We start from the raw sequence: 26,216 nt of genomic DNA, 5'->3' as shown, positions 1-26,216 counted from the left end.
AAGCGTCCGCCAGATGGCGGACGCTTTTTTTATTTGCTGGTGTAATTATTTCAATACTTCCTGGAGCTTGGCCTGTAAGTCAGGTCCTCTTAGTCCGACAGCGATCACCTTTCCTTCCGGATCGAGCAGCATGTTGGATGGAATGGAGTTCAGTCCATATAAAGGAACAACTGCAGATTCCCAGAATTTCAGATCACTCACATGGCTCCAGGTAAGACCATCGGCCTGTATGGCCTTTGCCCACGCCTCTTTTGTTCTGTCTAGCGATACACCGAGGATAGTAAAGTTTTTATTCTTGTAAGTGTTATAAGCCTGTACCACGTTAGGGTTTTCCATACGGCATGGCTTGCACCAGCTTGCCCAGAAATCTACCAGCACATATTTCCCCCTGAAGGAGCTGAGGCTGGTGGCTTTTCCTGAGAGGTCGGGCAGTGTAAAGTCTGGTGCCACCTGGCCGATCTTCACAGCTGTCATATTTTCGTCTTCACCAGCCATGGCGTCTGTAGCAGGAGCAGCGCTCTTTTTGGACACTTCGTTCAGCTTTTCTGTAAAGCTGGCAATCAGTGTATTTTCAGGAAAACGGGTCTTTAATTCGTTGATCACTTTCTGATCCTGCAGTAAGGTAGGTGTGCTTACCATGCTCAGTGCGAATGCAGCAACAGCAGGAGATTTAGTGTCTTTTGCCGCTTTCAGGATGAACTGTTCGAGATCATTTCGTTTTGCCTCGAATGCAGCCACCCTTGGTTTCATTACGCTGTCGGGCGTTTTAGCCTGATAGAGGCTGTCAAGGGTTTTCATCTCTGTTGTCAGCGCTATATTCTTTGAGCTCGCTTCATTCAGCAACTGCTGTATTTCTGAAGAGGCTTCGGAATTCTCAATTTTAACCTGTTCCAGGTGATTGTAATCGCCTTCGATGCTCATCGTACCAGCATCGAGGCCCAGGAGGATAAAGCGGTTATTATCAGCGAAACGGATACGGTAAAGCGCCTGTTCCGGCAGCATACCTTTGAGGGTGAATTTACCGCTGGCATCTTTTATCACAGCAGTGTCCACGATCTTCGCTTCTTCCAGCGTCAGTTCCTCCAGGTATATTTTACCTAAAGGAGCATTGTCTATATGTGCATTGATAACAAAATCTCCCTTCTCTGTCTGTTGCGAGCAACTGGCCAGGAATAGTCCGGCTACTGCCCATAAAGCAAATTTCTTCATATTGATCAGTTATAGTTATTTCAGTTTTTCTGCCAGCAGCTGGTTGGTGAGTTTAGGATCAGCTTTGCCTTTGGAGAGTTTCATCACCTCGCCTACAAAGAGTCCCATCAATCCTTTTTTACCACCGCGGAATTCGGCTACTTTATCCGGATACTTGGCGAGGACTTCATCAATGATAGGTGCAATGTTATTTGCATTGTTATCCTGAAGGAGGTTGAGACGTGTAGCAATATCCAATGGCTGCTCTGCAGGGTGTTGCAGCAGTTCCGGGAAGATGCGGGAAGAGGCGATGGAGAAGCTGACCTTTCCATCTTCAACAAGTTGTATCAGGCCGGCCAATGCGGCTGGTGGCAAGGGGAATTCCGCCATGGCCGCACCCTGTTCATTGAGGGTGGATTTAACCGGGCCCAGTAACCAGTTGGCCACTGCTTTATGTGCAGGAATGATAGAGGCTACCTGTTCGTAATAGTCTGCCGTTGCCTTGTCATCACATATCACACGGGCGTCATACTCGGGCAGTCCGTATTGGCTGACATACCGTTGTACCATTGCCTCCGGCAGTTCGGGCAGCGCTTTCAGGATGCTGTCCAGGTATTCGTCTGTAAGATGAAAGGGAGCCAGGTCCGGTTCCGGAAAATAGCGGTAGTCGTTTGCTTCTTCCTTTGAACGCAGGGAGAATGAGGTACCGTTGCCGGCATCGAAGCTCCTTGTTTCCTGCATGATGGTGCCGCCACTTTCCACGATAGTGATCTGGCGTTTTATTTCTCCCTCTACCGCACGTTTTACGTTGCGGATGGAATTCAGGTTCTTTACCTCTACTTTGGTACCCAGTCTGGTCTCTCCTTTCAGGCGGATCGAGATATTGGCGTCACAGCGCATACTGCCTTCTTCCATGTTACCATCGCACACATCGAGCCAGCGTACCAGCCTGCGGAGGGTGGTCAGGAAAGCATATACTTCGTCACTGCTGTGCAGGTCGGGTTCTGTTACGATCTCCACCAGGGGAACGCCGGCACGGTTGTAATCCACCAGGGTAAAGGAAGGATCCTGGTCGTGCATGGATTTTCCGGCGTCTTCTTCCAGGTGGATGCGGTTCAGTTTGATCTGCCGCTCGCCGCCGGGAACCGGAATGGTAACCAATCCTCCATCGCAGATGGGGGCTGTATGCTGTGAGATCTGGTATCCTTTCGGAAGATCCGGGTAGAAATAGTTCTTACGGGCAAAATAGTTATCCCTTTCAATCCTGCTTTGGCAAGCCAGTCCAAGCCGGATGGCATATTCCACCGCTTTGCGGTTCAGCACAGGAAGGGTACCGGGATGGCCCAGTGTAATGGGACTGATATGGGTATTGGGAGCGCCTCCGAAAGCTGCACTGTCTCCACAAAATAATTTGCTTTCTGTCAGTAACTGGGCGTGTACTTCCAGGCCAATTACTACCTCATATTTGTCAAAATCGATGGCTGCGCTCATGATAATCTTCTGCTATTAGCGCAAATATATGTAATGAAGGGTAGAAAGGGGAATCCAGGGAATATTATTGGAATTTAACAAAATTTTAGTATTCTTGTGGTGCAGAACCATTCAACCTATATTCTGTTTTCCTATACCTCTCTACAGCACTAAGCGAACAATCTCCACTTTTATCATTTTCAGTACCTTCAGGGTAATATGAATACCCAGGATGTTTATAACATACAACAGGCCTTTTTTGCATCGGGTAAGACACTACCCTATAAATTCCGCCGTCAGCAGCTTAAGCTGCTGAAATCTGCCGTTAAAAAGCGGGAAAAGGATATACTGGCCGCTTTACATGCCGACCTGCACAAACATCCCGTAGAGGCTTACAGCAGCGAAATAGGGTTCCTTTATGTCGAAATAGCATATTTGCTCAGCAACCTGAAACGGTGGATGAAACCGGAGGACGTGAGCAGCCCGTTTATCATGTATCCCAGTAAGAGCAGGATCCATCGCGTACCCTTAGGTCTTACGCTCATCATAGGTCCCTGGAATTACCCTTTCCAGCTGATCATGGCGCCGCTGGCAGGGGCTATTGCTGGTGGCAACTGCGCAGTAGTAAAACCGTCTGAACTGGCGCCCCGGACATCCGCAGTAATAGCATCCCTTATCAGGGAAACGTTTGACCCTGCTTATATTACCGCTTTGGAGGGTGATGGCAGTGTAGTCATCCCTGAGCTGATGCAGCATCGGTTTAACCATGTGTTCTTCACGGGAAGCGCTGCTATTGGCCGTAAGGTCCTGGAGCTGGCCACGCCCCACCTGATGCCTGTTACCCTGGAACTGGGAGGGAAATCGCCCGTTATTGTGGATGACAGGGTGAACATCCGTGTGGCTGCCAGGCGTATTATATGGGGCAAATTCTGGAATGCGGGGCAGACGTGTATAGCGCCGGATTATGTGCTGGTACACAATAGTGTGAAGGATGAACTGGTGGCGGCTATGAAGAAGGCGATCCTGCAATTTTTCGGAGAAGATCCTGCCGCAAGTCCGGACTATGCCCGGATCATCAATAGAAAGCGGTTCGGCGTATTGAATACCTATTTACAGCAGGGTACGGTGCTGCATGGCGGAGCCACTGATGAAAATGAGCTGTTTATATCGCCCACGCTGCTGGAAGAAGTTGACTGGAACAGCCCTGTTATGCAGGAAGAAATATTCGGCCCCGTTCTGCCGGTACTGGCGTTCAGCACATTGGAAGAGGCCATCAGGTTAGTCAGGCAGCAACCGCAACCATTATCTCTTTATCTGTTCACCAAAAGAAGCAGCACCGAAAAGGCAGTTACTGAACAGCTTAGTTTTGGTGGAGGATGCATCAATAATACACTCGGACATTTCACCAACCCTGAACTGCCTTTCGGCGGTGTTGGATATAGCGGGATGGGACAATATCATGGAAAATACAGTTTTACGACGTTTACACACCCGAAAAGCATCATGAAAACCGGCACCTGGATAGATGTAGCCATGAAGTATCCTCCCTTCAGGAATAAGCTGAAATTAGTCCGCTGGCTGATGAGATAAGTAACCAGGTGCCAACATCTCTTAAATATGGGTTATATATGGGTTATCTCAGGAAATGCACTATGGTATTAGCTTTGCCAGGATAATATGAATACTTTATTATGTATTGTGCTATACACAAATGTCTTTTATAGTAGATAATAACATTATGTATATATATTACCTGACTGAATAGTTCCTTTTCGTGTCTGTTAATCTTCTTTGGATAGGATCTCCGATACATGTAAAAAAGGATGCCCCTTCTTCAGAGGCATCCTTTTTTAACTGAACAGCTTATCTGCTTACAGATCGGCCTTGTGTAATTTCTTAGGTACTTTGATTTCCAATGTCTTCTGCTGACCAGCTCTCTTCACCTGGGCAGTAATAGTGCTTTTATCTTTGTTTGAACGATAGGCATTAGCTACGTCACGCGTAGAATTAACATCGTCACCAGCCAGCTGCGTAATAATATCCTTCGCTTTAAATCCGGCTTTTTCAGCGGCAGAACCAGGCGTTACGCTCAATACCTCTGCACCATTGCCATCCTCAGTATCCTGGACGGACAATCCCAGTTTGGCGTCATTATTATTATCATAATCGCGGAAGCGGTTAGGACCGCCAAATCCCGGGAAATTATCTCCGAAGTTGAATTCTCCACGGGGAGCGCGATGGAAACCCTGGGCTCCGCCACGAGGGAAGAGTTCCAGTGTGCCGGCATCTTTTCTTTCATCCAGGGTCACTGTAGCCGTATTCTCCTTTTTGTCGCGCAGGTAAGTGATGGTAACTTTGTCGCCCGGATCGTGTGCACCGATCTTTTCAAACAGGTCTTGTGGCTCGCTGATCTTGTCCGCATCTACACGGGTGATCACATCGCCGGCCTTGATACCTGCCTTTTCAGCAGGGCTTTCTTTGGCTACTTCACGTACGGTGGCGCCTGCAGCTTCTTTCTTTTCGGTAAATACACCCAGTACGGCCTTGCCTGGCTTGATATTCATAGCTCCGGCGGAATCGTCATTATCATCGTCGTTGAAGAACTGTATACCTCCACGGGGAGCAAAATTGAAGTTGTTACCATCTACAGGCCTGATGCGGCGTCTGTAAACAGAGATATCTCCATCCTTATAAGCATCCATTTTCTCCCCGTCTACCAGTACATTGCCATCCTTGATCTCAATGGTCACTTTCCCGTCCTTGTTACTGTTGCGTTTGATAACGATCTCATCGTACTCTCCCAGTTTATCGCTCTTTTTTTCCTGTTTGTCCTGAGCGATGGTGGCAGAGCTGAAAGCAAAGCAGGTAATGCTTGCCAGTGTGAGGGTCTGCAATAGCTTGCTCATAATTATCCTCCTTTTTATATAATGAATTGTAGTTAACAAGGCAAATTTAGGAGGGGTTATAATAAACGAAAAGTTAAAATAGATGAAGCGGGGAAGTATTGATACATAATAAAATTATTTTTGATGAAGTCCCAATCATCATCTGATCTATGAAAAGAAAGAATCCGTTTACAATAGATATCCCCATGCCTTGTACTCAATCATGGGATGATATGACCCCTGTGGATAATGGGAGATATTGCGGACATTGTACGAAGAAAGTAATCGACTTTACAAAACTGGCGGATCATGAAGTCGTAAGGATCATGCTGGATAGCAGCGAGCCTGTATGTGGGCGGTTCGGCGAAAGTCAGCTTAACAGGGACCTGTTGGCCCTGGAAAAAGAAAGGGCAAATGCCCTGGTGCCTGCATTACTGGTGAGTACAGCGCTTGTAGCAGGTATTGCATCAAATGCTGTTGCCAGTCATCGTCCGACAGATGATATCCGGCAGATAACGCAAAGAGATACTACCAGCACGCCGGCGGTGCCTATGCCCGATACAAGGAATGGCAGAGATACAACTATTTCACCGGTGGAAAAACCGGGCTTGTTTTCGGATTCTGCCAGAGGATTTAATCTGGATAGAATGACGGGCGGATCAACTTTCGATATTAACAGTGAAGAGTATGAGGAAGCAGGTGTCATGGGGTTTGTTGGCCCAACTTTGCCTAAAACAAAGCGTGGACGCAAAAAAATAGAGCAGCAATATCAGATGAAATTTGCCGAGGCTGTCCGTTCCGGACCTCTTCGAATAACACCACCACCTCCGGCCGGTGATGAAAAGAAATAATGCGATGGAATGTGATGTAAAAGGAGGATGTTGCCCCAGAATGTATGTTTTTATAAGTGCCTAAAGGATTACCTGAAACCATCAGGTATACAAATAAGAAGGGCCTGTATCATAGTACAGGCCCTTCTTATATCGCAAATTTTCTCTTACAATATCGCCTTCACCTGCGTGATCACCTGATCCAGCTGGCCAGCTTCCTGTCCGCCGGCAGTTGCGAACGATTTCTGTCCGCCGCCACCGCCTTTGATGATCGGGGCGATCTTCTCCTTGATGATCTTGGGCGCTTCAAGTCCTTTTTCAGTTACCAGGTTGTCAGAGATCATGAGCGCCACATTTGCCTTACCGCCAATGTTCGCAGCAAAGACGAATACGTGGTTCTGTATTTCATTCTTCAGGGCAAAACACAGTTGTTTCAGCGCATCTGCATTGTTCACATCCACTATCTTACCCAGGAAGTTGATACCATTGATCTGTTCCACCTGTTGCTGCAGTCCGGCAGATAACTGGCGTACTTTCTCCTGTTCCAGCACTTCCAGCTGTTTTTCCAGGGATGTTTTATCCTGCAGCAGATTCTCTACCGCAGCGATAGGATCTTTTGGATTCTTGAGGGCTGCTTTAATGTCTTTCAGCTGTCTTAACTGTGCATCTACAAATGCCAGTGCATTGCTGCCGGTCAGGGCTTCCACACGGCGTACACCTGCCGCTACAGCGCCTTCAGATGTGAATTTGAACAGGCCCAGTTCACCGGTAGCGCCGATATGGGTACCGCCGCAAAGCTCTACAGAGTAGCTAGGATCCATGATCACCACGCGTACGATATCACCGTATTTCTCACCAAAGAGCGCCATCGCGCCCAGTTTCATCGCTTCATCTTTCGGCAGTTCCTGAATCACTACCGGTATGTTGGCACGGATCTTCTCATTGACAATGTTCTCGATCTTCTCCAGCTCTTCATCAGTCACTTTTGCGAAGTGGGAGAAGTCGAAGCGCAGGTATTCCGGATTTACCAGGGAACCTTTCTGTGCCACGTGCGTACCGAGCACCTGGCGCAGCGCCGCATGCAGGAGGTGGGTGGCAGAGTGGTTCAGGGTGGTAGATTGACGGTTCTTTTTATTGATCACCGCTTTGGCAGTGGTGCTGATATCAGCCGGTAATTTATCTACGAAATGAACGATCAGGTTATTTTCCTTTTTGGTGTCTGTCACGTTGATAGATTCACCATTGAAGGTCAGGGTGCCGGTATCGCCTACCTGGCCGCCGCTTTCTGCATAGAAAGGGGTCTGAGACAATACCAGCTGGTACTGTTCCTTACCTTTTGCCTTGATCTTACGGTATTTGGTAACGGAGGTTGCTGCTTCTGACTGCTCATAACCGACAAAAACAGATACCGGGTTCTCATCCAGTACGGTCCAGTCGCCCATATCCAGCTCAGTAGCGGCACGGGAGCGGTCTTTCTGTTCCTGCATGGCAGCTTTAAAGCCCTCTTCGTCAACGGTAAAGCTGTTTTCACTGGCTATCAGGCTGGTGAGGTCATATGGGAAACCATAAGTGTCGTACAATTCAAAGGCTGTCCTGCCGTCAACAGATTTCTGTTTGGCATTGCCCATAAAGTCCTCGATCCTGCGGATACCGCTATCCAGGGTGCGCAGGAAGTTATTTTCTTCTTCAAACACCACTTTGGCAACAAAGTCCACCTGCTGCTGCAGTTCGGGGAACACATTGGCAAACTGCTGCGCCAGTACCGGCACCAGCTCATGCAGCAGGGGTTTCTTCTGGTTCAGGAAGGAGAAGTAATACCTTACGCCGCGGCGGAGGATACGGCGGATCACATAGCCCGCGCCGGTGTTGGAAGGCAGCTGACCATCGGCAATAGCAAAACAGATAGCGCGGATGTGGTCGGCGATCACGCGGAAGGCCACGTCCTGTTTGCTGTCTGTACGGCCATATTTCAGCCCGGTCAGCTTCTCTGTATATTCAATAGTACCGGAAAATACGTCTGTATCGTAATTGGAGTTCTTGCCCTGCAGTACCCTTACCAGGCGTTCAAAGCCCATACCGGTATCCACGTGTTTGGCTGGAAGCGGTTCAAGAGATTTGTCTTTCAGGCGGTTAAACTGCATGAATACGTTGTTCCAGATCTCGATCACCTGCGGATCGTCGGCGTTAACCAGGGTCTTACCGTCTACCTGGGCTCTCTCATTGTCCGGGCGACAGTCCACATGGATCTCGGAGCAGGGGCCGCAGGGACCGGTATCTCCCATTTCCCAGAAATTGTCTTTCTTATTACCCATCAGGATGCGGTCTTCTGCAATGTGCTTTTTCCAGAAGTCGTAGGCTTCCTGGTCCTTTTCCAGGCCATCTTCAGCATCTCCTTGAAAAACAGTTACATAGAGGCGGTCTTTTGGTATCTTGTAGATCTCTGTGAGCAGTTCCCAGCTCCAGTCGATGGCTTCTTTTTTAAAATAATCGCCGAAGCTCCAGTTGCCCAGCATTTCGAACATGGTATGATGATAGGTGTCGATGCCCACCTCTTCCAGGTCATTATGTTTACCACTTACGCGGAGGCACTTCTGGGTATCCACCACTCTTTTCCAGGCCGCCGCCCTGTTGCCCAGAAAGTAGTCTTTAAACTGGTTCATGCCCGCGTTGGTAAACAGCAGGGTAGGGTCGTTTTTTACTACGATAGGAGCAGAAGGCACGATGTGGTGGCCTTTGGACACAAAAAAGTCCAGGAATTGCTGACGAATCTCAGGAGCTGTCATAAGTATTTGAAATAATTAGTATGTATTATAATTTTGTGTCACCTAAATGGCTTTAATTTGTATTTTAAGCCAACTAGTGGTATTTAGAAAATTGACACTCAAAAGATTGCCCTTTTACTCTATTTCCCTTAGGTTTGCACACCCTGCCGCCTTGGCGGAAGGAGTGCAAAAATATTGAAAAATCTATACACCTCTCATCCATATCTGTATAACCCTATTAAAAGTAACATAAAGGACTTCCATCGGGATGTAGGTTCTGCTTAAATGCTTAAGGCCGGTACATGAAGAAGGTAAAATACTTTTACAATACACAGACGCTGAAATATGAAAAGCTCGTAGTATCCATGCGGGTGAAACTGCTAAGAATACTGGGGTTTGTTTCGGCTGCCATCGTAACAGGGTTTATATTCCTGTCGGTATCCTATCGTGTACTGGATTCCCCTAAAGAAAAAAGACTGCGCCGGGAAATAGAGGTAATGAATGAGCGCTATGAAGCCATGGAAGACCGTATGAATGAGGTGAAGTCGAAGCTGGCTGAACTGGAGCATCGGGATAATGAGATCTACCGTGTTATTTTCGAAGCCTCTCCTATTCCTGACAGTACCCGGGCGGGAAGCAGGGAAAAAGAGGAAGAGCTGACCCAGTTACAGTCATTTTCCAGCAGCGAGATCATTGCCAGTACCGGCGTTCTGCTGCAGGAATTGTTACACCGCATCACTATCCAGGCAAAATCTTATGAAAAGATCGATGACCTGGTAAAGAATAAACAGAAAATGCTGGCGTCCATTCCGGCCATTCAACCTGTGGCAAACAAAGATCTGAAACGTATTGCTTCCGGTTTTGGTTACCGTATTGACCCCATCTATAAGACTGTAAAATATCACTCCGGGCTGGATTTTGCCGCGCCTGCAGGCACGCCCATCTATGCTACCGGCGACGGTGTAGTGGAAGATGCGAGCTCCAGTGCTGTCGGCTACGGCAATCACGTGCTGATCAATCACGGTTACGGCTATAAGACATTATATGGTCACATGCTGCGCATCAAGGTAAAACCCGGCGCTGTTGTAAAACGTGGTGAAGTACTGGGCTGGGTAGGTAGTACTGGTAAATCTACCGGGCCTCACTGCCACTACGAAGTAGTGAAAAACGGAGAAAAAGTTGATCCTGTATACTTCTTCTTTAACGACCTCTCACCGGAAGAGTTTGACCGTATGTTGAAAATTGCTGCCTCCGGCAATCAGTCTTTCGACTAACTTGTTAAAGCTGAACCTGCAATAACAGTGGAGAATTTTGTAATTTGGTGCCATGATGCAACAACTGGACCTCTTTTCTGCACCGGATCCGAAACCGAAACCACCAGTACCTGAACCGGTACCGGAGCAGGTTGCCGTTCAGAAACCTCCTCCCAAACCCTTGCCGGAGGTGGAGATACCAGTGAAGATACAGGTGCAGATGCCGCCTGACAATCTCCCTCCCGTTCCTTTTATCGGCACAGGCGCCTCTGTTACGGCCACACAGCCGCCACAAAAAAAACGTGGCAGAAAATCATTGAAGGAAGTTGCGGATGATCCAGACCTGATGAAAGCCCTCGATGCTATTCCGCTGGATAAGCAATACTACTCAATTAGTGAAGTGGCAACGATGTTCCGTGTAAATACATCATTGATCCGTTACTGGGAAAATGAGTTTGATATTTTACAACCTAAAAAGAACCGTAAAGGAGACCGGCTATTCCGCCAGGAGGATATTCAGCACCTGAAACTTATCTATCATTTACTAAGAGAAAGAAAATACACCATTGAAGGCGCAAAGCAGAAATTAAAGGAAGATCGCAAACTGGCGGCCCGCAGTTTCGAAATGGTACAAGCTTTGCTAAAGGTAAAGGGTTTTCTAACTGAACTGAAGGAACAATTATAAAAATACATTATGCGATTGAAATCACTACTACTGGTTGGCGGTCTGTTACTGTCAACCCTGACATGGGCGCAAACCACAGCAAGCCGTGCATCCAATGGAAAAAAAGCACTGAAAGGAAAAATAGAGATGAAGACTTTAATGAACGACAGCGCTTTCGCCTGGTTCTATACTGGTGTGAACGGATATCAGCCTAATGACAATATGCTGAACTACATCAAGGATAATCGCGGTAAATTCAATGTGGTAGCTGTAGTAGGTACATGGGAAGATCAGAGCCGCCGCTTACTGCCTGCATTATACAAGATCATGATACTCGGTGGCAGCCCTGAAGAACAGGTGCTGACCTATGGCGCTGATGAAAAAATGAACACCGGCGCACCACAGGATTATAAGGTAAAACAACTGCCTACCTTCATTTTTTTCCGTGAAGGAAAAGAGATCGGTCGCGTAAGCGGAGAAGTAGGTGAATCGCTCGAGAGCGATATGGCTAAGATCCTGCTGAAAGCAAACAGGAAAGATAAAGACTGAGTGTATTTATTCAGCATAAACAAAAATCCCGGGCAGCTTATCTGCCCGGGATTTTTTTATTTTTCGTGTATTTCCACTTTTGTACTCGATAGTTTCACGTCTCTCTTTTCCAGGCTGGCAATGACCGCCAGGTTAATCTCATTACGGAGGGCATTGTATTGTACGCCCTCAATTACCTGTGTCAGGTAAATGATCTGGATAACGTAGGTATCTTTGGTGAACTCATTCAGATTTACAATAAAACCATCCTGCACTTTTTCATTGGCAGTCAGTAGTTGTTTAATATCCTGCAGTACCTTTATAAGATTGTCAGCCGGGGTATCGCCTGCTACTTCCAGTCGTAATACCGCGCGCTGGTGTGTACGAAGGGAAAGATTATCCAGCACGCTGTCCACCATCTTTTTGTTAGGTACGGTCACATATGTTTTTTCCTGTGTACGGATGCGGGTGCTGCGCAGGCCGATCTTTTCAACATTGCCCTGGAAAGCATCCACTCTTACAGAATCGCCTACACGGAATGGCTTATCAAAGAAGATAATGAAAGAACAGATCAGGTTTTCAATGCTCTCCTTGGCAGCGAGTGCAAGGGCCGCAGCACCGATACCGAGACCTGCAATGATCTTGTTCACCAGTACTGCACCGAAGAGGATACGTATAAACGCAATGGCGCCAAAGATGAACACGATCGCTTTGAAGAAGTCGCGGAAGAATACGATAAACTGGTTGTCGGTGATATCGTGTGAGAGGTCCGCGCTTTTGCTGATCATAAGCGATATGAAATCGATGACACGCAGTACGATCCATATAATGGATACGGTAAGGGCTAACTCCATGATGGTATGGAGCAGCAGCTTCAATGTATAACCATTATATACAGGTACATCCAGTTCCGGCGGGAAGTTGAAGTGATCTACCGTGAGCATGAAGGTGACCAGCAGCAGGAAGTACTCCAGTGGCACCAGCAGCAGGTGTGAAAATTCATGCTGATCAATGTCGGGCGCCCAACGCCGTACCTCTTTATATAACTGGGTAGCCAGCCATCTTGAGAGGTAACGCTTGATCATGGAAACAAACAGCAATAGAATTGCCAGTATAAAATAGTTTTGGATAGGGTTGCCAAGTATAACCTGGTCTAAAAAATTGTTCATAGTTTACATTTGCATTCTTCTGGTCGCGAAATTAGAGAATCCTGTGGCTTTCTTTCTCATCTATTAATGTTATGCCGGGTTGCCTGCCCTTTTCGAAACTGCCATATTTATCGTCAATGCCCAGTGCTTTCGCGCCATTCAGCGTTGCCCATTGTAACATTTCTTCCAGTGCAATATTTGAGTAGTACTTACGTATGGTCTGAATTTCCTGCCAGATGGACAACTGGTGATTGGAAGCCAGGCTGTCTGTGCCCAGGGTAATGGTGCAGCCCTGGCTGCGAAGCAGCTCAATATCGGGCATACGGTTCTCTATATACAGGTTTGCCTGCGGGCAGAGGCACCAATAGGCCTGTGGCGCCTGTTCTCTTGTGAATGCAATATCCTGTCCGGTAGTATAAGTATTGTGTACCAGCAATACCGGCAGATGCCTGAACCAGGGTAGCCATGCCGGCAAACTGTTTGTGCCGGTAGCCGTAAAGGCCGAAGCGTCCATATTAAAATGCCGGTAAAAGTCCAGGAAGGCGCCCGTCTTATCCTGGTACAGGCTATTCTCTGCTTCACATTCCTGGTTATGGATGCTGACAGGCGTATTGTGAGGAGTGCCCGATAAAAGTGAAAAAAGCGCTTCACTCACAGAGTAGGGAGCATGGGGCACAATAGAACAGGAATGTTGCGGCCCGTTAATATCCCTGAACTGCCTGAGCACATCCAGGCTATACTCATAGCGCTGCTGTGCAAAGCCGGGAACAAAGCCCATGCATTCTATGAATGAGTGGTAGTACATGGGGGAATCCTTTTTGAACGCCAGGGAGGCTGTTCCATTGCAGATGTCGCCCACAGCGCTGGTCCCACCCTCCCACATCGCTGTGGCCGCCGCTTGCATGGCGGTTTCCTGGGCGAGGGTGTCCTGTTGGGCTCTTTTTTCCATGACACTTGTCAGAAATGCCGGGAGCCCCGTCCCTTCGGGTACCACTCCGCTCATATGAGACAATTCCAGGTGACAGTGCGTATTCACAAAACCGGGGCTCAGCAGGCCGTTCAGTTGCTGTACATCGCTGCCGGCCACGCTTTCGTGGACAATATCCAGGACCACCCCTTTGTCCGACGTTACCAATACCATACTGCCGGGCAATAGCTGCCGCCCGTTAAATAATGCCGTACCCTTAAATTTCAGCTGTTGAGACATGTAGTAATTATATTAATTTTGCGCCCAGTCAGAGGAGCTGAATCGTCCGGAGATTATTCATATCCTCCCAACAAAGATAATTATGATAGATAAACTTGATGCGATAAAGGGCCGTTTTGAGCAGGTATCGCTGGCGTTGACTAACCCTGAGATAGTTAGCGATAATAAACAATTCAGTAAGCTGAGTAAGGAATACCGTCAGCTTGAAAAGATCGTAAAGGCGCACGATGCCTACCTGAAACTGCTTGACAGCATCGCTTTTAATAAAGAAGTACTGGAAAGCGGTGATGAGGAAATGAGGGAACTGGCAAAGGAAGAAACCGAATCTCTCCAGAACCAGAAGCTGGAACTGGAAGATACGATCCGTAACCTGCTGATCCCTAAAGATCCGCAGGACGAAAAGAACGCGATGCTCGAGATCCGTGGCGGTACCGGTGGCGATGAGGCCAGCCTCTTTGCCGGAGACCTGCTGCGTATGTACCTGCGTTATTGTGAAACGAAAGGATGGAGCACTACCATTATGAGTGAGACCCCAGGCGCTGCAGGGGGGTATAAAGAGGTGGTAGTGGAAGTGACGGGCGATGATGTATATGGCACATTAAAATTTGAATCAGGCGTACACCGCGTACAGCGTGTGCCGGCCACTGAAACACAGGGCCGTGTGCATACTTCTGCCGCTACCGTGGCTATTCTGCCCGAAGCGGAAGAAGTGGACGTTGATATCAGGGAGGCTGATATTAAAATGGATACCTTCCGTTCCTCTGGTGCGGGTGGTCAGCACGTAAACAAGACGGAATCTGCTGTGCGCCTGACGCACATTCCTACCGGTGTGGTAGTGGAATGCCAGGAAGGACGTAGCCAGCACTCCAACAGGGATATTGCCATGAAGATGTTGCGTAGCCGTATCTATGAAGCGGCTGTGCGGAAACATGAGGAAGCGATTGCCTCACAGCGTAAAAGCCTTGTGTCTACCGGCGACCGCTCAGCCAAGATCAGGACCTACAATTACCCTCAGGGCCGTGTCACCGATCATCGTATTGGTATGACCATCTACAACCTGGACGCTTTCATGAATGGCGATATCCAGGAAATGGTACAGGCACTGCAGTTTGCTGAAAATGCGGAGAAGCTGAAAGTTGGCGGTTGATAATTAAACGTTACATTTGCGCCCATAATAATATTTAGTTACCTGGTATGCTGCCACTTTGAAAATCTGGCAGCATATTTGTCTATAGAATAACGCATAATAACAACTAGCAAATTAAAAGAACGTTTAAATTAATTTAAGATGAAAAGAATAAATCCTATTGTAGCTATTGTGCTGTCCGCATCGATGTTGTTTGGCTGTAAAACCTGGCAAGGCATGGATAACACCAAAAAAGGCGCTGTAATTGGCGTTGGTGGCGGTGCTGCAACCGGTGCTATTATCGGTAAGGCTGCAGGTAATACTGCCTTAGGTGCTATCATTGGTGCTGCTGTAGGTGGCGGTGCTGGTGTATTGATCGGTAAGAAGATGGATAAACAGGCACAGGAAATCAAGAACCAGGTACCAAATGCAACTGTTGAGCGTGTAGGTGAAGGTATCAATGTAACATTTGCTTCCGGTGTACTGTTCGGATTTGATAAATCAGATCTGACTGCGCAGGCACAAACCAACATTAAGGAACTGGCCACCATTCTGAATAAATATCCTGACACTTACGTACGTGTGGAAGGACACACAGATACTACCGGTACTTACGATTACAACATGAAGTTGTCTGAAAGACGTGCGGTAGCAGTAGGTAACTTCCTGAAAGCACAGGGTGTAGCAGGAAACCGTGTACAGACTTACTGGTACGGTGCAACTCAGCCTAAAGTGCCAAATACTACAGACGAGAACAAGGCTAAGAACCGTCGTGTGGAATTCTCCATCTTCGCGAATGACAAGATGAAATCTGATGCGAAGAAAGAATCTGGCCAGCAGTAATATTAAACTGATATAATTATCATACGGTGCCTCCGCGGAAGCGGGGGCACTTTTTTTATGCCCCATTGGCACGATTTTGATGGCCTCACAGTATATGGCGGCTAATAATAAAACAATCTACACTGCATTGGCAGCCAATCTGCTGATTGCTGTTATCAAGTTTATTTCTGGCGCAGTAACCAACAGTTCCGCCATGATCTCTGAGGGTGTCCATTCTGTGGTGGATACTACCAACCAGTTCCTGTTGCTGTTCGGCATCAGGCGCAGTAAACGTTCGCCCGATGAACGGAGACCGTTCGGATATGGAAAGGAGGTATACTTCTGGTCATTCATAGTGTCTATCCTGATCTTTGGTGTGGGGGCCTGTATCTCTTTTTACCAGGGCGTTATCCATATCAAGAATCCGCCTGTACTGGAAGATCCTACATGGAACTATATTGTACTGGCCTGCTCGTTATTGTTTGAGGGAACGTCGCTGATAGTGGCTATCAGGGAATTTGACAAAGTGCGCGGAGAGTTGTCCTGGTGGACGGCTATTCACCGCAGCAAAGATCCGGCAAGTTTTATAGTATTGTTTGAAGACAGTGCTGCCGTGGCTGGATTGATAGTAGTTGCGATCATGGTATACCTGGGGCATCATTATAACAATCCCCACCTGGACGGTGTGGCTTCGCTGATTGTAGGCGTTATCCTCAGTATCGTATCGGTACTGCTTGCACGCGAAAGTCACAGCCTGTTGATGGGGGAAGGAATAGCACCGGCTACACAAAAGCACATCAGGAGTTTAGTGGAGAAAGACCCGGTCATTGTGAAAGTACAGCACTTATTCTCTACTTATCAGTCGCCCGAAGAAGTGATGTTGCTATTGATGGTTACCTTCAGGGATGAGCTGGAAACGGAAGATATTAACGAGGCTATAACCCGTATCAGGAAGATGATCAGGGACGCTTATCCGCTGATCCATTTTATTATTATTCAGCCTGAAAAAGCAGAACACTAGCTTATTTCAGCCACCATTTCCTGACAAGATTGAATGCGATGATGCCGGCAATAGCACCCACCGTATCTGCAGCTACATCACTCATGTCAAAGCTGCGGTGAATAGCGATGTATTTCTGGATATATTCAATAGCGAGACCATAAAAGGATGCTGAAAGGGCAATGATGGTCAGCGTGAATTTGGTGAGCACCCGCTTTTGCAGATACACGCCCAGGCACAGGAGAAACACCGTTCCCCCGAATAGTCCGAAATGTACGATCTTATCCATATGGATCTTTTCAAAGAAGGGAGAAGACGGAATCTTCTCACCCGGTATCGTACACACATACAGTACCAGTAAGATCCAGATGATGGCTGGCAGATAATATCGTATAATTCTCATTGCTGGCATCTGTATTAGTTTAGTCCGTAAAGTTATAAGGTTATAAAGTTGTTGACAACCTTATAACCTTAAACTTTACAGGGTTATACCCTTTTTAACCTTTTATTAAAATATCGTGAAGGAGTAGGCAGATTATTCGCCAACCAGTGCCTGGTATGCAGCTGCATCCAGCAGGCCTGCTACATCAGCAGGATTGTTAACGGTCATTTTGATCATCCAACCCTGGCCATAAGGCTCCTGGTTCACTAGTTCCGGGGAAGCATCCAGTTCCGGATTGATCTCATTGATTGTACCTGCTACAGGCAGGAACAGGTCAGATACAGTTTTTACAGCTTCTACGGTACCGAATACTTCTTCCGCACCGAGGCTTTTACCGACAGTATTGATATCTACAAAAACGATATCACCTAATTCGCGCTGTGCAAATTCAGTAATACCAACGGTCGCTGTATTACCTTCCAGGAGCACCCATTCGTGGTCTTTGGTGTAACGCAGGTTTGATGGAAAATTCATGGCAAGTTTGATTTTAAGCGGTAAAATTAAGAAAATTCCAATTGAGAACAGTGATACTAAAAGAAAAGGAATTTATGTATCAATCTTATTTTCATAGGTACATCTGCTAAAGGACGATCGTTAGCATCGGTTTTTTGTGTTGCGATCTTATCGATCACATCCAGCCCTTTTATTACCTGTCCGAATACTGTATAACTCTGGTCCAGCTGCGGTGTGCCGCCAATCCTCTTGTAACGTTCCCTTTGGTCTACCGGTATCTTCCGGCCACCCAGGCGTGTCTTCTCCAGCTGATCCAATTGTTCATCGGTCCACTTCTTCCCCTGTACGATGTAGAACTGGCAACCGGAGCTGGCTTTCGTCGGATTGTTATCGCGCGCGGCTGCCAGTGCGCCTTTTATGTGATAGAGGTCCAGTTCGAATTCTGCAGGAATGGTATATGGCACGTCTCCGTTGCCCAGCATAGCACCTGCCTGGGCATGTTTCGACTCTGGGTCGCCACCTTGTATCATGAAGGTGTTGATGACACGGTGAAACAGTGTGCTGTCGTAGAAATGGCCCTTCACCAGTTTAATGAAGTTGTCCCGGTGCAGTGGGGTCTGATCGTACAATCTGATGATCATGGTGCCATAGGGCGTGATAACTTTTACTTTGCGGTTCTTAGCCATGGCAGTACCAAATGAAAGCAACAATAGCAATAGGAGTAACTGTCTTTTCATGCAGGTGGTTTATTGTAGATGTTTTTTCATGAGCCAGTCAGTATCAGTCTGGTTTCCGATATAGAAGTGATGTATTCCAAACTTCTCGAATCCCTGCTGCTGATAGAAACGGATAGCCTTCAGATTATGTTCCCAAACGCCGAGCCAGATTGTATGGATCCCATTTTCAGCAGCGATCCGGCAACTGTATTCAATGAGCTGTTTGCCCAGCCGTAAGCCCTGGAACTGCTGCAGCACATATATTTTTTCTATTTCCATGACAGGTGCAGGCAATGGGCCATCACTGTCCGGTTGTTTATGCAGGTTTAATTTCAGGAAGCCGGCTGGCGTATTTTCCTGCCACAGTATAAAGAAGAGGGCGCCGGGGGCCGCCATTTCAGCGCTGAGGGCGTCCCTGCTTTTTTTGTCATGTAAAAACGCTGCAAGATCTTCCGGGGTATAAAAACTTTTAAATGTTTCCGTAAAGGTCTGCTGTTCCAGTTGTACCAGTGTATCCAGCTGGTCGGGACTAACGCGGGTGATATGGTCTAAGGTCATTTTTATGAGTTGATCGGGAATAAAAGAGAAGCGCCGTCAGCGCCCCTCAAGATCGTCAAAGTATGCAATGATATGTTCCTGCAGGAATCGTTCCTGCTCTATCATATTCATTTTAGGAATGGGTTGGGCTTCTTTAAAATGAGGCCATCCATCCTTGTCATATCCTTCCAGTTCAAAATAGCCACTCTGGCTGAGCAGTGTACAGGTGGCCACATGCATGAGGTCCTGTTTCTGCTCTTTCGTGAATTTCTTTTTTATATGGCCCAGTTCCTGGATTCCTATCAAAAAGAGGATCGCTTCCATGTTCGGCGTCTTTCCGAAACGTTCAGTCAGCATTTCCTCCACCCGTTTCCATTGCTGCGCAAATTCGTCCTGCATCTTCTAAATATTTAATTATGAGCTCCGTATGGAGAAGTTACGTTTGCAAATGTACGTTATAAAAAAAGATGATATAAATATGCTCAGGCTTTATTAATTTGGACGGATGAGTTAGTGAGACTTATGAATGACCATTTTCTGATATAAGGAAAACCTGAAAAACCGCAGTTCCCTGATAATCATGAACGTAATTCGTAATTTGTCATTTATAATGTTATTATTAACAGCATTTTAACGGGCAAATCCTGCGCTGGCCGCAAGGTTTTACAGCCGGAATGTTTACTTTAGCAAACTTGTAAATACTATATAAGCATGGAGAATACATCGGATATCCGTCAATTGAACGAAAAGATCCATCAGGCCAGTGCATTTGTGGACCTGTTGAACCTGGAACTGGGTAAGGTGATCGTTGGTCAGCGTTACATGGTAGAAAGGTTGCTTATCGGCCTGCTGGCAGGTGGTCACGTACTGCTGGAAGGGGTGCCCGGTCTGGCAAAAACATTGTCCATTAAATCCCTGTCATCTGCTATTAATGCGAAATTCAGCCGTATCCAGTTTACGCCGGACCTTTTACCGGCCGACGTGGTAGGTACGATGATATATAACCAGCAAAAGAATGAGTTTGTGGTACGCCGTGGTCCTATCTTCGCCAACTTTATCCTGGCGGATGAGATCAACCGTGCCCCGGCAAAAGTGCAGAGTGCCCTGCTGGAAGCGATGCAGGAACGACAGATCACTATCGGCGACAACACCTTCAAACTCGATGATCCGTTCCTGGTACTGGCTACCCAGAACCCGATCGAGCAGGAAGGTACCTACATGCTGCCGGAAGCGCAGGTAGACCGTTTTATGCTGAAAGTGACCATCGGTTATCCTACGAAAGAGGAAGAGCGTCACATCATCCGTCAGAACCTGAATCCTACCGCTACCGCTACCATCAACCCGGTAGTACAGCCTTCAGATATCATTGCAGCGCGTAAGCTGGTGCGTGAAGTATACATGGACGAAAAGATCGAACGCTACATTATCGATATCGTTTTTGCTACCCGTAATCCGGAAGACTACAAACTGCAGAAACTGAAACCACTGATCGCCTATGGTGGCTCACCAAGGGCCAGTATCAGTCTCGCAATGGCTGCCAAAGCCTATGCCTTCACCAAACGCAGAGGTTATGTGATCCCTGAAGACGTGCGCAGCATCTGTTTTGACGTAATGCGTCACCGTGTAGGCCTCACCTACGAAGCGGAAGCTGAAAATGTAACCAGCGAGAACATCCTCAGCGAGATCCTGAATGCAGTGGAAGTACCTTGATAGGTGCTGTGTAACAGCAATGCGAATTATTATTCATTTTAATCATTACCGGTGGATACTGCAGAAATACTAAAAAGGGTAAGGCGACTGGAAATAAAGACCAGGGGCCTCTCTAATCATATATTCTCAGGGGAATATCATAGTGCCTTCAAAGGTCGTGGTATGTCTTTCAGTGAAGTAAGGGAATACCAGTTCGGAGATGATATCCGGTCCATCGACTGGAACGTGACTGCGCGGTTCAATCACCCCTTTGTGAAGGTCTTCGAAGAGGAACGTGAGCTCACCGTAATGTTACTGGTGGATGTGAGTGAAAGTTCCATCTTTGGTACGGCCAAGCAGAACAAACGGAACATGATCACTGAATTGTGTGCCGTACTGGCGTTTTCCGCTATCAACAACAACGATAAAGTAGGGGTGATCTTCTTCAGCGATGGCGTGGAAAAATACATTCCACCCAAGAAAGGTAAATCGCATATCCTGTTCATCATCCGCGAGCTGATCTCTTTTGAGCCTAAACGCAAAGGCACCAATATCAAGGAAACACTTCGTTTCTTCAACAACGCTGCCAAGAAAAGGAGCATTGTGTTCCTGATGAGCGACTTCCTGACCGGAAGTTACCAGGATGCACTGAACATTGCATCCAAACGGCATGATATGATAGGTCTGCACATTTACGATCAGCGCGATAAGGAATTGCCGTCTGTAGGTCTGATCCAGATGAATGACCTGGAAACGGGCGACCGCCAGTGGGTAGATTCTTCTGACAAGAAAGTGCAGCAGTATTATACCCAGCAGTTCCATCAGCATGTGCAATATTGCCGTAACTCTTTCAAGAAAAGTGGTGCGGAGCTTATCAGCATACGTACGGATGAAGATTATGTAAAAGCCTTACAATCCTTTTTCGTAAACAGGTGATAGTTTAAAGCTGAGCAAGTACTAACATGGTTAAACCGATTATAGTTAAACGCCTTATTTTTTTCTTCCTGTTAGGATGCTTCCTGGCGCCTTTTATTGCATCTGCCCAGCAGGTGGACGTAAAAGCGCAGGCTGATACTGACAGGATCCGTCTCGGGGAGCAGGTAAAGTTACACCTGTCTGCCAGCATGCCTCCGCAGGGTATGAATGTAGTGTTCCCCCAGATCCCGGATTCCTTCGGACATTTTGAAGTAGTACGCCGTTCCCCCCTCGATACAACTGCACAGGGAAACACAAAGCTATTGGGACAGACCATTGTGCTGACCAGTTTTGACTCGGGCCGCTGGGATATTCCCGCGCTGCGTTTTGACCTGGTAAGCGGTGGTAGTATTACAGATTCCGCCTTCACCGGGCCTCTGAGCATCGACGTAAATACTGTTGACGTAGATACCACAAAAGCTTTTAAACCTATCAAAGGTGTGCGTACCGTAGGTTGGAGCTTCTGGGACTACTGGCTGTACTTTGCTATCGGCATTACAGTAGCGCTGGTAGGTGTGGGATTGTTCGTTTACTTCCGCAGCAGGCCGAAAAAGGCAGCTCCTGTACCTGTAGCCGTTGTGGTGCCACCTTACGAAATAGCCTTACAGCAATTGCAGCAGCTGAAATCGGAAAAAGTATGGCAGCAGGGCGATATCAAACAATATTATACCCGGCTTACAGATATTCTGCGTACCTATTTTGAGCAGCAGTTTAATATTCCTGCGCTGGAGCAAACATCGGAAGAGTTATTGCAACATATCAAGCCTGTCACCATCCTGAACCAGCAGCGTGATAAATTACGCGGCCTGTTAAGCCTGGCAGACCTGGCAAAGTTTGCAAAAATGACGCCGTCTCCGGAAGAGCATGAAGGCGCTATGCAGCATGCACAGGAAATAGTGGAATGGACGAAGCCTGCAGCAGAAAAGGCAGCAGTGGCAGAAGCCGGGAAAGAAGAAATAAAGCAGCCTGCTAAGTAGGTCGCTCCTTCAAAAGAGAAATTATTATTAATAAATGGATTTTTCGATCTGGAAAAGTATTGAATTTGCCCATCCCGCCTTCTTCGGGCTACTGGCGCTGATACCGGTAATGATCTACTGGTACATCGCCCGGCAGCAAAGGCGGCAGGCAGCCATGGAAATGTCTTCCCTGCAGGGATTGAAAGGATTGCCGGTGTCATGGAAGGTGACAATGCGTCCCGTATTACTGGTACTGCGCCTCCTGGCTTTTACCGCTTTAGTAGTGGCCCTGGCCAGACCGCAAACCAGCAATACCTCTGAAAGTATTGACAGTGAGGGAATAGATATTGTGATGGCGATCGATATATCAGGTAGTATGCTGGCGCAGGACTTGCAGCCGGACAGGCTGGAGGCTGCGAAGAAAGTAGCGATGAACTTTGTGGACAGCCGTATCAGCGACCGTATAGGCCTGGTGATCTTCTCCGGAGAAAGCTTTACGCAATGTCCTATCACAACAGATCATGGTGTGCTGAAAAACCAGATAGCACTGGTGAAAAGTGGTATGCTGCAGGATGGTACCGCCATCGGTATGGGCCTGGCTACCTCTGTAGACCGCTTACGCACCAGCAAAGCTAAAAGTAAAGTGATCATCCTGCTGACAGATGGTGTTAACAATACCGGCCTGATAGATCCGCTCACCGCGCTGGAGATCAGCAAGGCATTCAAGATCCGCGTGTATACGATCGGCGTGGGTACTGTAGGAAAAGCGCCTTTCCCGATGACGATGCCCGACGGTTCCATACAGATGCAGATGCAGGATGTACAGCTGGATGAGCCGCTGATGAAAAAGATCTCTGCAGAGACCGGAGGTAAATACTTCAGGGCAACAAACAATAAGGAACTGGAAAATATTTATGGTGAGATCGATAAACTGGAGAAAACGAAAGTAGAGATCACTTCCTACAAACGTTTCGCAGAGCACTTCTTCCCGCTGGCTATGGTTGCGCTGGCATGTATGCTGCTGGAAGTGGTGCTGAGATATACCGCTTTCAGAAGCCTGCCGTAAAATAATTGCATAACGAACGAGGCCCCGGGATTTCTATTCCCGGGGCTTCGTTTTTTATCTGTTCCCCATTTATGATTCGAATGGAAAACCCGGGATCACCCAGCGGGGGGACCCCGACCCGGGGTTGTCGCCCAATTCGGGGTTGTCACCCAATTCGGGGTTGTCACCCAATTCGGGGTTGTCACCCCGACCCGGGGTTGTCACCCCGCGCTACAAACACGAGGCTCCTACCGGAGCCGATTGCCGCGAATGATACCGATATGTGATTTTGTGATTGTCATGCTGTGCTACAAACACGAGGCTCCTGCCGGAGCCTATCGCCGCGAATGATCCCATTATGATTCCGTGATTGTCATGCTGTGCTACAAACACGAGGCTCCTGCCGGAGCCTATTGCGAATGATCCCATTATGATTCCGTGATTATCACGCTGTGCTATAAACACATGGCTCCTATTGCCGCGAATGACCTCATATATGATTCCATGCTTGTCATACTGCACAATAAACAGGCAGTGGCTGAGGGACGGATTCACATGACTTCCCCGTAAGTTGTCAACTGATCCGAAAAACCCCCTAACTTTACAGCCTAAATAACTAAATCGAGAATTTGCAAGCGACTATTTATAAATCCACAGGAAGCTGGTATACGGCTAAAGCAACTACGGGAGAAGTATTTCAGGCCCGCATTAAAGGCGTAATGAAAATAGATGAGGATATTACCTCTACCAACCCTATTGCAGTGGGCGATATTGTCGAAATTGTACGCGAGGACGGAGACGCCAATGCCAATAATGCGATGATCACTGAAATAGTGGACCGCAGGAATTATATAGTGCGCAGCTCACCGCATAAAAAGAACCAGAAGCATATTGTGGCTGCCAACCTGGATCAGGCGATGCTGATCTGTACTGTAAAGGAACCACGTACTTCCAATGGGTTTATGGACCGTTTCCTGGTCACCGCGGCGGCCTACCATATTCCGGTGGTGCTGGTGTTCAACAAGCGGGATATCTACAAGGAAAAAGACCTGGACAAGTTTGCCGAATTACAGGCTCTGTATGAGGATATAGGGTATAAAGTACTGCTGGTGTCCGCAGAGAAAGGACAAGGGATAGATGAGTTAGTAGCTGAGATGAAAGATAAGACCACCCTGATGTCTGGTCATTCCGGCGTGGGTAAGTCGTCCCTGATCAACCGTTTGTTGCCCGGCCTTGACCTGCGTACCAAAGCCGTAAGCGGATGGAGCGGAAAAGGATTGCATACCACTACTTACGCAGAGATGTACGACCTGCCTGCGGGTGGTAAGCTGATTGATACGCCGGGTGTGCGTGAATTTGGAATTGTAGATATCACCAAAACTGAATTATCGCATTATTTCCTCGAAATGCTGCCATATTTAACCCAGTGCCAGTTCAATAACTGCCTGCATATCAACGAGCCCGGATGTGCCGTAAAAGCGGCGGTAGATGCCGGGGATATCGATGTGAACAGGTATGTGAGCTATGCTACTATCCTGGAGTCGATACAGGAAGAGCAGTATTGATCGCTATACCGGTAAAGGCAACCGCCCTGTAATAATATCAACGTTTTTTCTTTTTGGGAGCGCTCATCTCGTCCAGCAATTTTTCAGCACCCCAGTTTTTGCGGGGAGTAGGGCAACCTGTTTTCCTGGTACGGCAGGCGGACAATCCGGTGAGCGATATCACCAGTAAAAAGAGTAGAAGTCTTTTCATAGGGTACGGTATTAATTAAAATACTCTGCCATTCATCTGTCTGGATGAAGACTTATTTTGCTTTACATTTTTGGTAGAATAGTAGTTGTTGCTGGGGCAACCGGTGCGTTCAACTTTACAGCTTACAGCAAGCACGCCGCACACCACCATTAGTAGTAATAGTTTTTTCATAGGGCAAGGTTATTATTAGATGCAAGATAATTAAAATATGTCATTTACTTTCCGGCGCGTCCTTAAACCAGCCGGAGTACATGAGATAGTTGTTGGCAATGCGGTCTATTTCGCCACTGATCAGGGATTGACTGATGTCTTTCACCTTCTTGGCGGGTACGCCGGCATAGATGGAGCCGGCTTCTACCTGGGTGCCTTCCAGCACTACTGCACCGGCGGCAATGATGGTATTACTGCCAATGTGTGCATTATCCATCACAATAGCGCCCATGCCTATTAATACATTATCTTCAACTGTGCAGCCATGCACAATAGCGTTATGCCCGATAGAGACGTTGTTGCCGATAATAGCCTTTGTTTTTTCATAAGTGCAGTGTATTACGGCGCCATCCTGCACATTTACCTTATTGCCCATCCTGATGCTGTTCACATCTCCGCGGATCACTGCATTGAACCAAACGCTGCACTGGTCTCCCATTACCACATCTCCTACAATCGTAGCATTGGGAGCAATAAAACAGTCGTTTCCTATTGTAGGCAGTATTCCTTTAACCGGTAAGATGACAGGCATATAGTAAGTTTTAACGCAAAAGT

Annotated in this window: 26 protein-coding genes; 13 read left to right on the top strand and 13 right to left on the bottom strand. The window is 47.4% G+C overall.

Annotation, left to right across the window (positions count from 1 at the left end; translation table 11 throughout):
• Positions 1-45: 45 nt before the first annotated feature.
• Entirely contained in the window at positions 46-1,209 is a 1,164-nt protein-coding gene (locus tag MYF79_RS02325; RefSeq protein ID WP_247812376.1) for a TlpA disulfide reductase family protein, read from the bottom strand.
• 15 nt (positions 1,210-1,224) lie between these two features.
• Entirely contained in the window at positions 1,225-2,679 is a 1,455-nt protein-coding gene (gene gatB / locus MYF79_RS02320; protein ID WP_247812375.1) for an Asp-tRNA(Asn)/Glu-tRNA(Gln) amidotransferase subunit GatB, read from the bottom strand.
• 198 nt (positions 2,680-2,877) lie between these two features.
• Here gatB and MYF79_RS02315 point away from each other — a divergent pair, with 198 nt between their 5' ends.
• On the top strand, positions 2,878-4,248 hold the full coding sequence (locus tag MYF79_RS02315; protein ID WP_247812374.1) for an aldehyde dehydrogenase: 1,371 nt from the start codon (positions 2,878-2,880) through the stop codon (positions 4,246-4,248).
• A 281-nt stretch (positions 4,249-4,529) separates the two neighbouring features.
• Here the strand turns inward: MYF79_RS02315 and MYF79_RS02310 are convergent, their stop codons facing one another.
• Positions 4,530-5,564 carry a PDZ domain-containing protein gene (locus tag MYF79_RS02310; RefSeq protein WP_247812373.1) on the bottom strand — a complete coding sequence of 345 codons (1,035 nt, stop codon included), beginning with the start codon at positions 5,562-5,564 and terminating at the stop codon, positions 4,530-4,532.
• Positions 5,565-5,713: 149 nt separating this feature from the next.
• On the opposite strand from MYF79_RS02310, the gene MYF79_RS02305 reads away from it, so the two are divergent.
• Positions 5,714-6,394: a hypothetical protein gene (locus tag MYF79_RS02305; protein WP_247812372.1), complete on the top strand. Its 681-nt coding sequence runs from the start codon at positions 5,714-5,716 to the stop codon at positions 6,392-6,394.
• Positions 6,395-6,540: 146 nt separating this feature from the next.
• On the opposite strand, the gene alaS is transcribed toward MYF79_RS02305, so the two are convergent.
• A complete protein-coding gene (gene alaS, locus MYF79_RS02300) occupies positions 6,541-9,156 on the bottom strand; it encodes an alanine--tRNA ligase (protein WP_247812371.1) in 2,616 nt (871 codons plus the stop codon).
• 281 nt (positions 9,157-9,437) lie between these two features.
• Between alaS and MYF79_RS02295 the strand changes: the two genes are divergently transcribed.
• Genes MYF79_RS02295 through MYF79_RS02285 form a run of 3 tightly spaced genes read left to right on the top strand, consistent with a single transcriptional unit; the run spans position 9,438 to position 11,601 of the window.
• Positions 9,438-10,409, top strand: coding sequence for a M23 family metallopeptidase (locus MYF79_RS02295; protein WP_247812370.1), 972 nt, complete (start codon positions 9,438-9,440; stop codon positions 10,407-10,409).
• A gap of 52 nt (positions 10,410-10,461) precedes the next feature.
• A complete protein-coding gene (locus tag MYF79_RS02290; RefSeq protein ID WP_247812369.1) occupies positions 10,462-11,073 on the top strand; it encodes a MerR family transcriptional regulator in 612 nt (203 codons plus the stop codon).
• 9 nt (positions 11,074-11,082) lie between these two features.
• A complete protein-coding gene (locus MYF79_RS02285; protein WP_199654034.1) occupies positions 11,083-11,601 on the top strand; it encodes a thioredoxin family protein in 519 nt (172 codons plus the stop codon).
• A gap of 56 nt (positions 11,602-11,657) precedes the next feature.
• On the opposite strand, the gene MYF79_RS02280 is transcribed toward MYF79_RS02285, so the two are convergent.
• Together MYF79_RS02280 and MYF79_RS02275 are read right to left on the bottom strand one after the other, a co-directional pair.
• On the bottom strand, positions 11,658-12,749 hold the full coding sequence (locus tag MYF79_RS02280) for a mechanosensitive ion channel family protein (protein ID WP_247812368.1): 1,092 nt from the start codon (positions 12,747-12,749) through the stop codon (positions 11,658-11,660).
• 31 nt (positions 12,750-12,780) lie between these two features.
• Positions 12,781-13,935, bottom strand: a complete 1,155-nt coding sequence (locus MYF79_RS02275) for an amidohydrolase family protein (RefSeq protein ID WP_247812367.1) — start codon at positions 13,933-13,935, stop codon at positions 12,781-12,783.
• Positions 13,936-14,017: 82 nt separating this feature from the next.
• Between MYF79_RS02275 and prfA the strand changes: the two genes are divergently transcribed.
• The 3 genes from prfA (at position 14,018) to MYF79_RS02260 (ending at position 16,904) form a co-directional block, all read left to right on the top strand.
• Entirely contained in the window at positions 14,018-15,082 is a 1,065-nt protein-coding gene (gene prfA, locus MYF79_RS02270; RefSeq protein ID WP_247812366.1) for a peptide chain release factor 1, read from the top strand.
• Positions 15,083-15,223: 141 nt separating this feature from the next.
• Entirely contained in the window at positions 15,224-15,904 is a 681-nt protein-coding gene (locus MYF79_RS02265; RefSeq protein WP_247812365.1) for an OmpA family protein, read from the top strand.
• Between the two features lie 79 nt (positions 15,905-15,983).
• Positions 15,984-16,904: a cation diffusion facilitator family transporter gene (locus MYF79_RS02260; protein ID WP_247812364.1), complete on the top strand. Its 921-nt coding sequence runs from the start codon at positions 15,984-15,986 to the stop codon at positions 16,902-16,904.
• A gap of 1 nt (position 16,905) precedes the next feature.
• On the opposite strand, the gene MYF79_RS02255 is transcribed toward MYF79_RS02260, so the two are convergent.
• The 5 genes from MYF79_RS02255 to MYF79_RS02235 form a co-directional block, all read right to left on the bottom strand.
• Positions 16,906-17,286: a VanZ family protein gene (locus MYF79_RS02255; protein WP_247812363.1), complete on the bottom strand. Its 381-nt coding sequence runs from the start codon at positions 17,284-17,286 to the stop codon at positions 16,906-16,908.
• A 132-nt stretch (positions 17,287-17,418) separates the two neighbouring features.
• Positions 17,419-17,799, bottom strand: a complete 381-nt coding sequence (gcvH, locus tag MYF79_RS02250; RefSeq protein ID WP_199654024.1) for a glycine cleavage system protein GcvH — start codon at positions 17,797-17,799, stop codon at positions 17,419-17,421.
• Positions 17,800-17,855: 56 nt separating this feature from the next.
• On the bottom strand, positions 17,856-18,515 hold the full coding sequence (locus tag MYF79_RS02245) for a peptidylprolyl isomerase (protein WP_247812362.1): 660 nt from the start codon (positions 18,513-18,515) through the stop codon (positions 17,856-17,858).
• Between the two features lie 9 nt (positions 18,516-18,524).
• A complete protein-coding gene (locus MYF79_RS02240; protein WP_247812361.1) occupies positions 18,525-19,052 on the bottom strand; it encodes a GNAT family N-acetyltransferase in 528 nt (175 codons plus the stop codon).
• Positions 19,053-19,088: 36 nt separating this feature from the next.
• Positions 19,089-19,430, bottom strand: a complete 342-nt coding sequence (locus MYF79_RS02235) for a hypothetical protein (RefSeq protein ID WP_247812360.1) — start codon at positions 19,428-19,430, stop codon at positions 19,089-19,091.
• 312 nt (positions 19,431-19,742) lie between these two features.
• On the opposite strand from MYF79_RS02235, the gene MYF79_RS02230 reads away from it, so the two are divergent.
• From MYF79_RS02230 to rsgA, 5 genes are all read left to right on the top strand, one after another.
• Positions 19,743-20,741: an AAA family ATPase gene (locus MYF79_RS02230; RefSeq protein WP_247812359.1), complete on the top strand. Its 999-nt coding sequence runs from the start codon at positions 19,743-19,745 to the stop codon at positions 20,739-20,741.
• A 51-nt stretch (positions 20,742-20,792) separates the two neighbouring features.
• Complete coding sequence (locus tag MYF79_RS02225) at positions 20,793-21,656, top strand: DUF58 domain-containing protein (protein ID WP_199654019.1); 864 nt, start codon at positions 20,793-20,795, stop codon at positions 21,654-21,656.
• A 26-nt stretch (positions 21,657-21,682) separates the two neighbouring features.
• Entirely contained in the window at positions 21,683-22,672 is a 990-nt protein-coding gene (locus MYF79_RS02220; protein ID WP_247812358.1) for a hypothetical protein, read from the top strand.
• A 34-nt stretch (positions 22,673-22,706) separates the two neighbouring features.
• Positions 22,707-23,717, top strand: coding sequence for a vWA domain-containing protein (locus tag MYF79_RS02215; protein ID WP_247812357.1), 1,011 nt, complete (start codon positions 22,707-22,709; stop codon positions 23,715-23,717).
• Positions 23,718-24,325: 608 nt separating this feature from the next.
• Positions 24,326-25,261, top strand: coding sequence for a ribosome small subunit-dependent GTPase A (gene rsgA / locus MYF79_RS02210; protein ID WP_247812356.1), 936 nt, complete (start codon positions 24,326-24,328; stop codon positions 25,259-25,261).
• Positions 25,262-25,298: 37 nt separating this feature from the next.
• On the opposite strand, the gene MYF79_RS02205 is transcribed toward rsgA, so the two are convergent.
• Positions 25,299-25,451: a hypothetical protein gene (locus tag MYF79_RS02205; protein ID WP_247812355.1), complete on the bottom strand. Its 153-nt coding sequence runs from the start codon at positions 25,449-25,451 to the stop codon at positions 25,299-25,301.
• A gap of 211 nt (positions 25,452-25,662) precedes the next feature.
• Positions 25,663-26,193: a gamma carbonic anhydrase family protein gene (locus MYF79_RS02200; protein ID WP_247812354.1), complete on the bottom strand. Its 531-nt coding sequence runs from the start codon at positions 26,191-26,193 to the stop codon at positions 25,663-25,665.
• Positions 26,194-26,216 lie beyond the last annotated feature (23 nt).

This window comes from Chitinophaga filiformis (genome assembly GCF_023100805.1).
Classification (GTDB): domain Bacteria; phylum Bacteroidota; class Bacteroidia; order Chitinophagales; family Chitinophagaceae; genus Chitinophaga; species Chitinophaga filiformis_B.
This window is presented reverse-complemented; position numbering and strand designations above follow the sequence as displayed.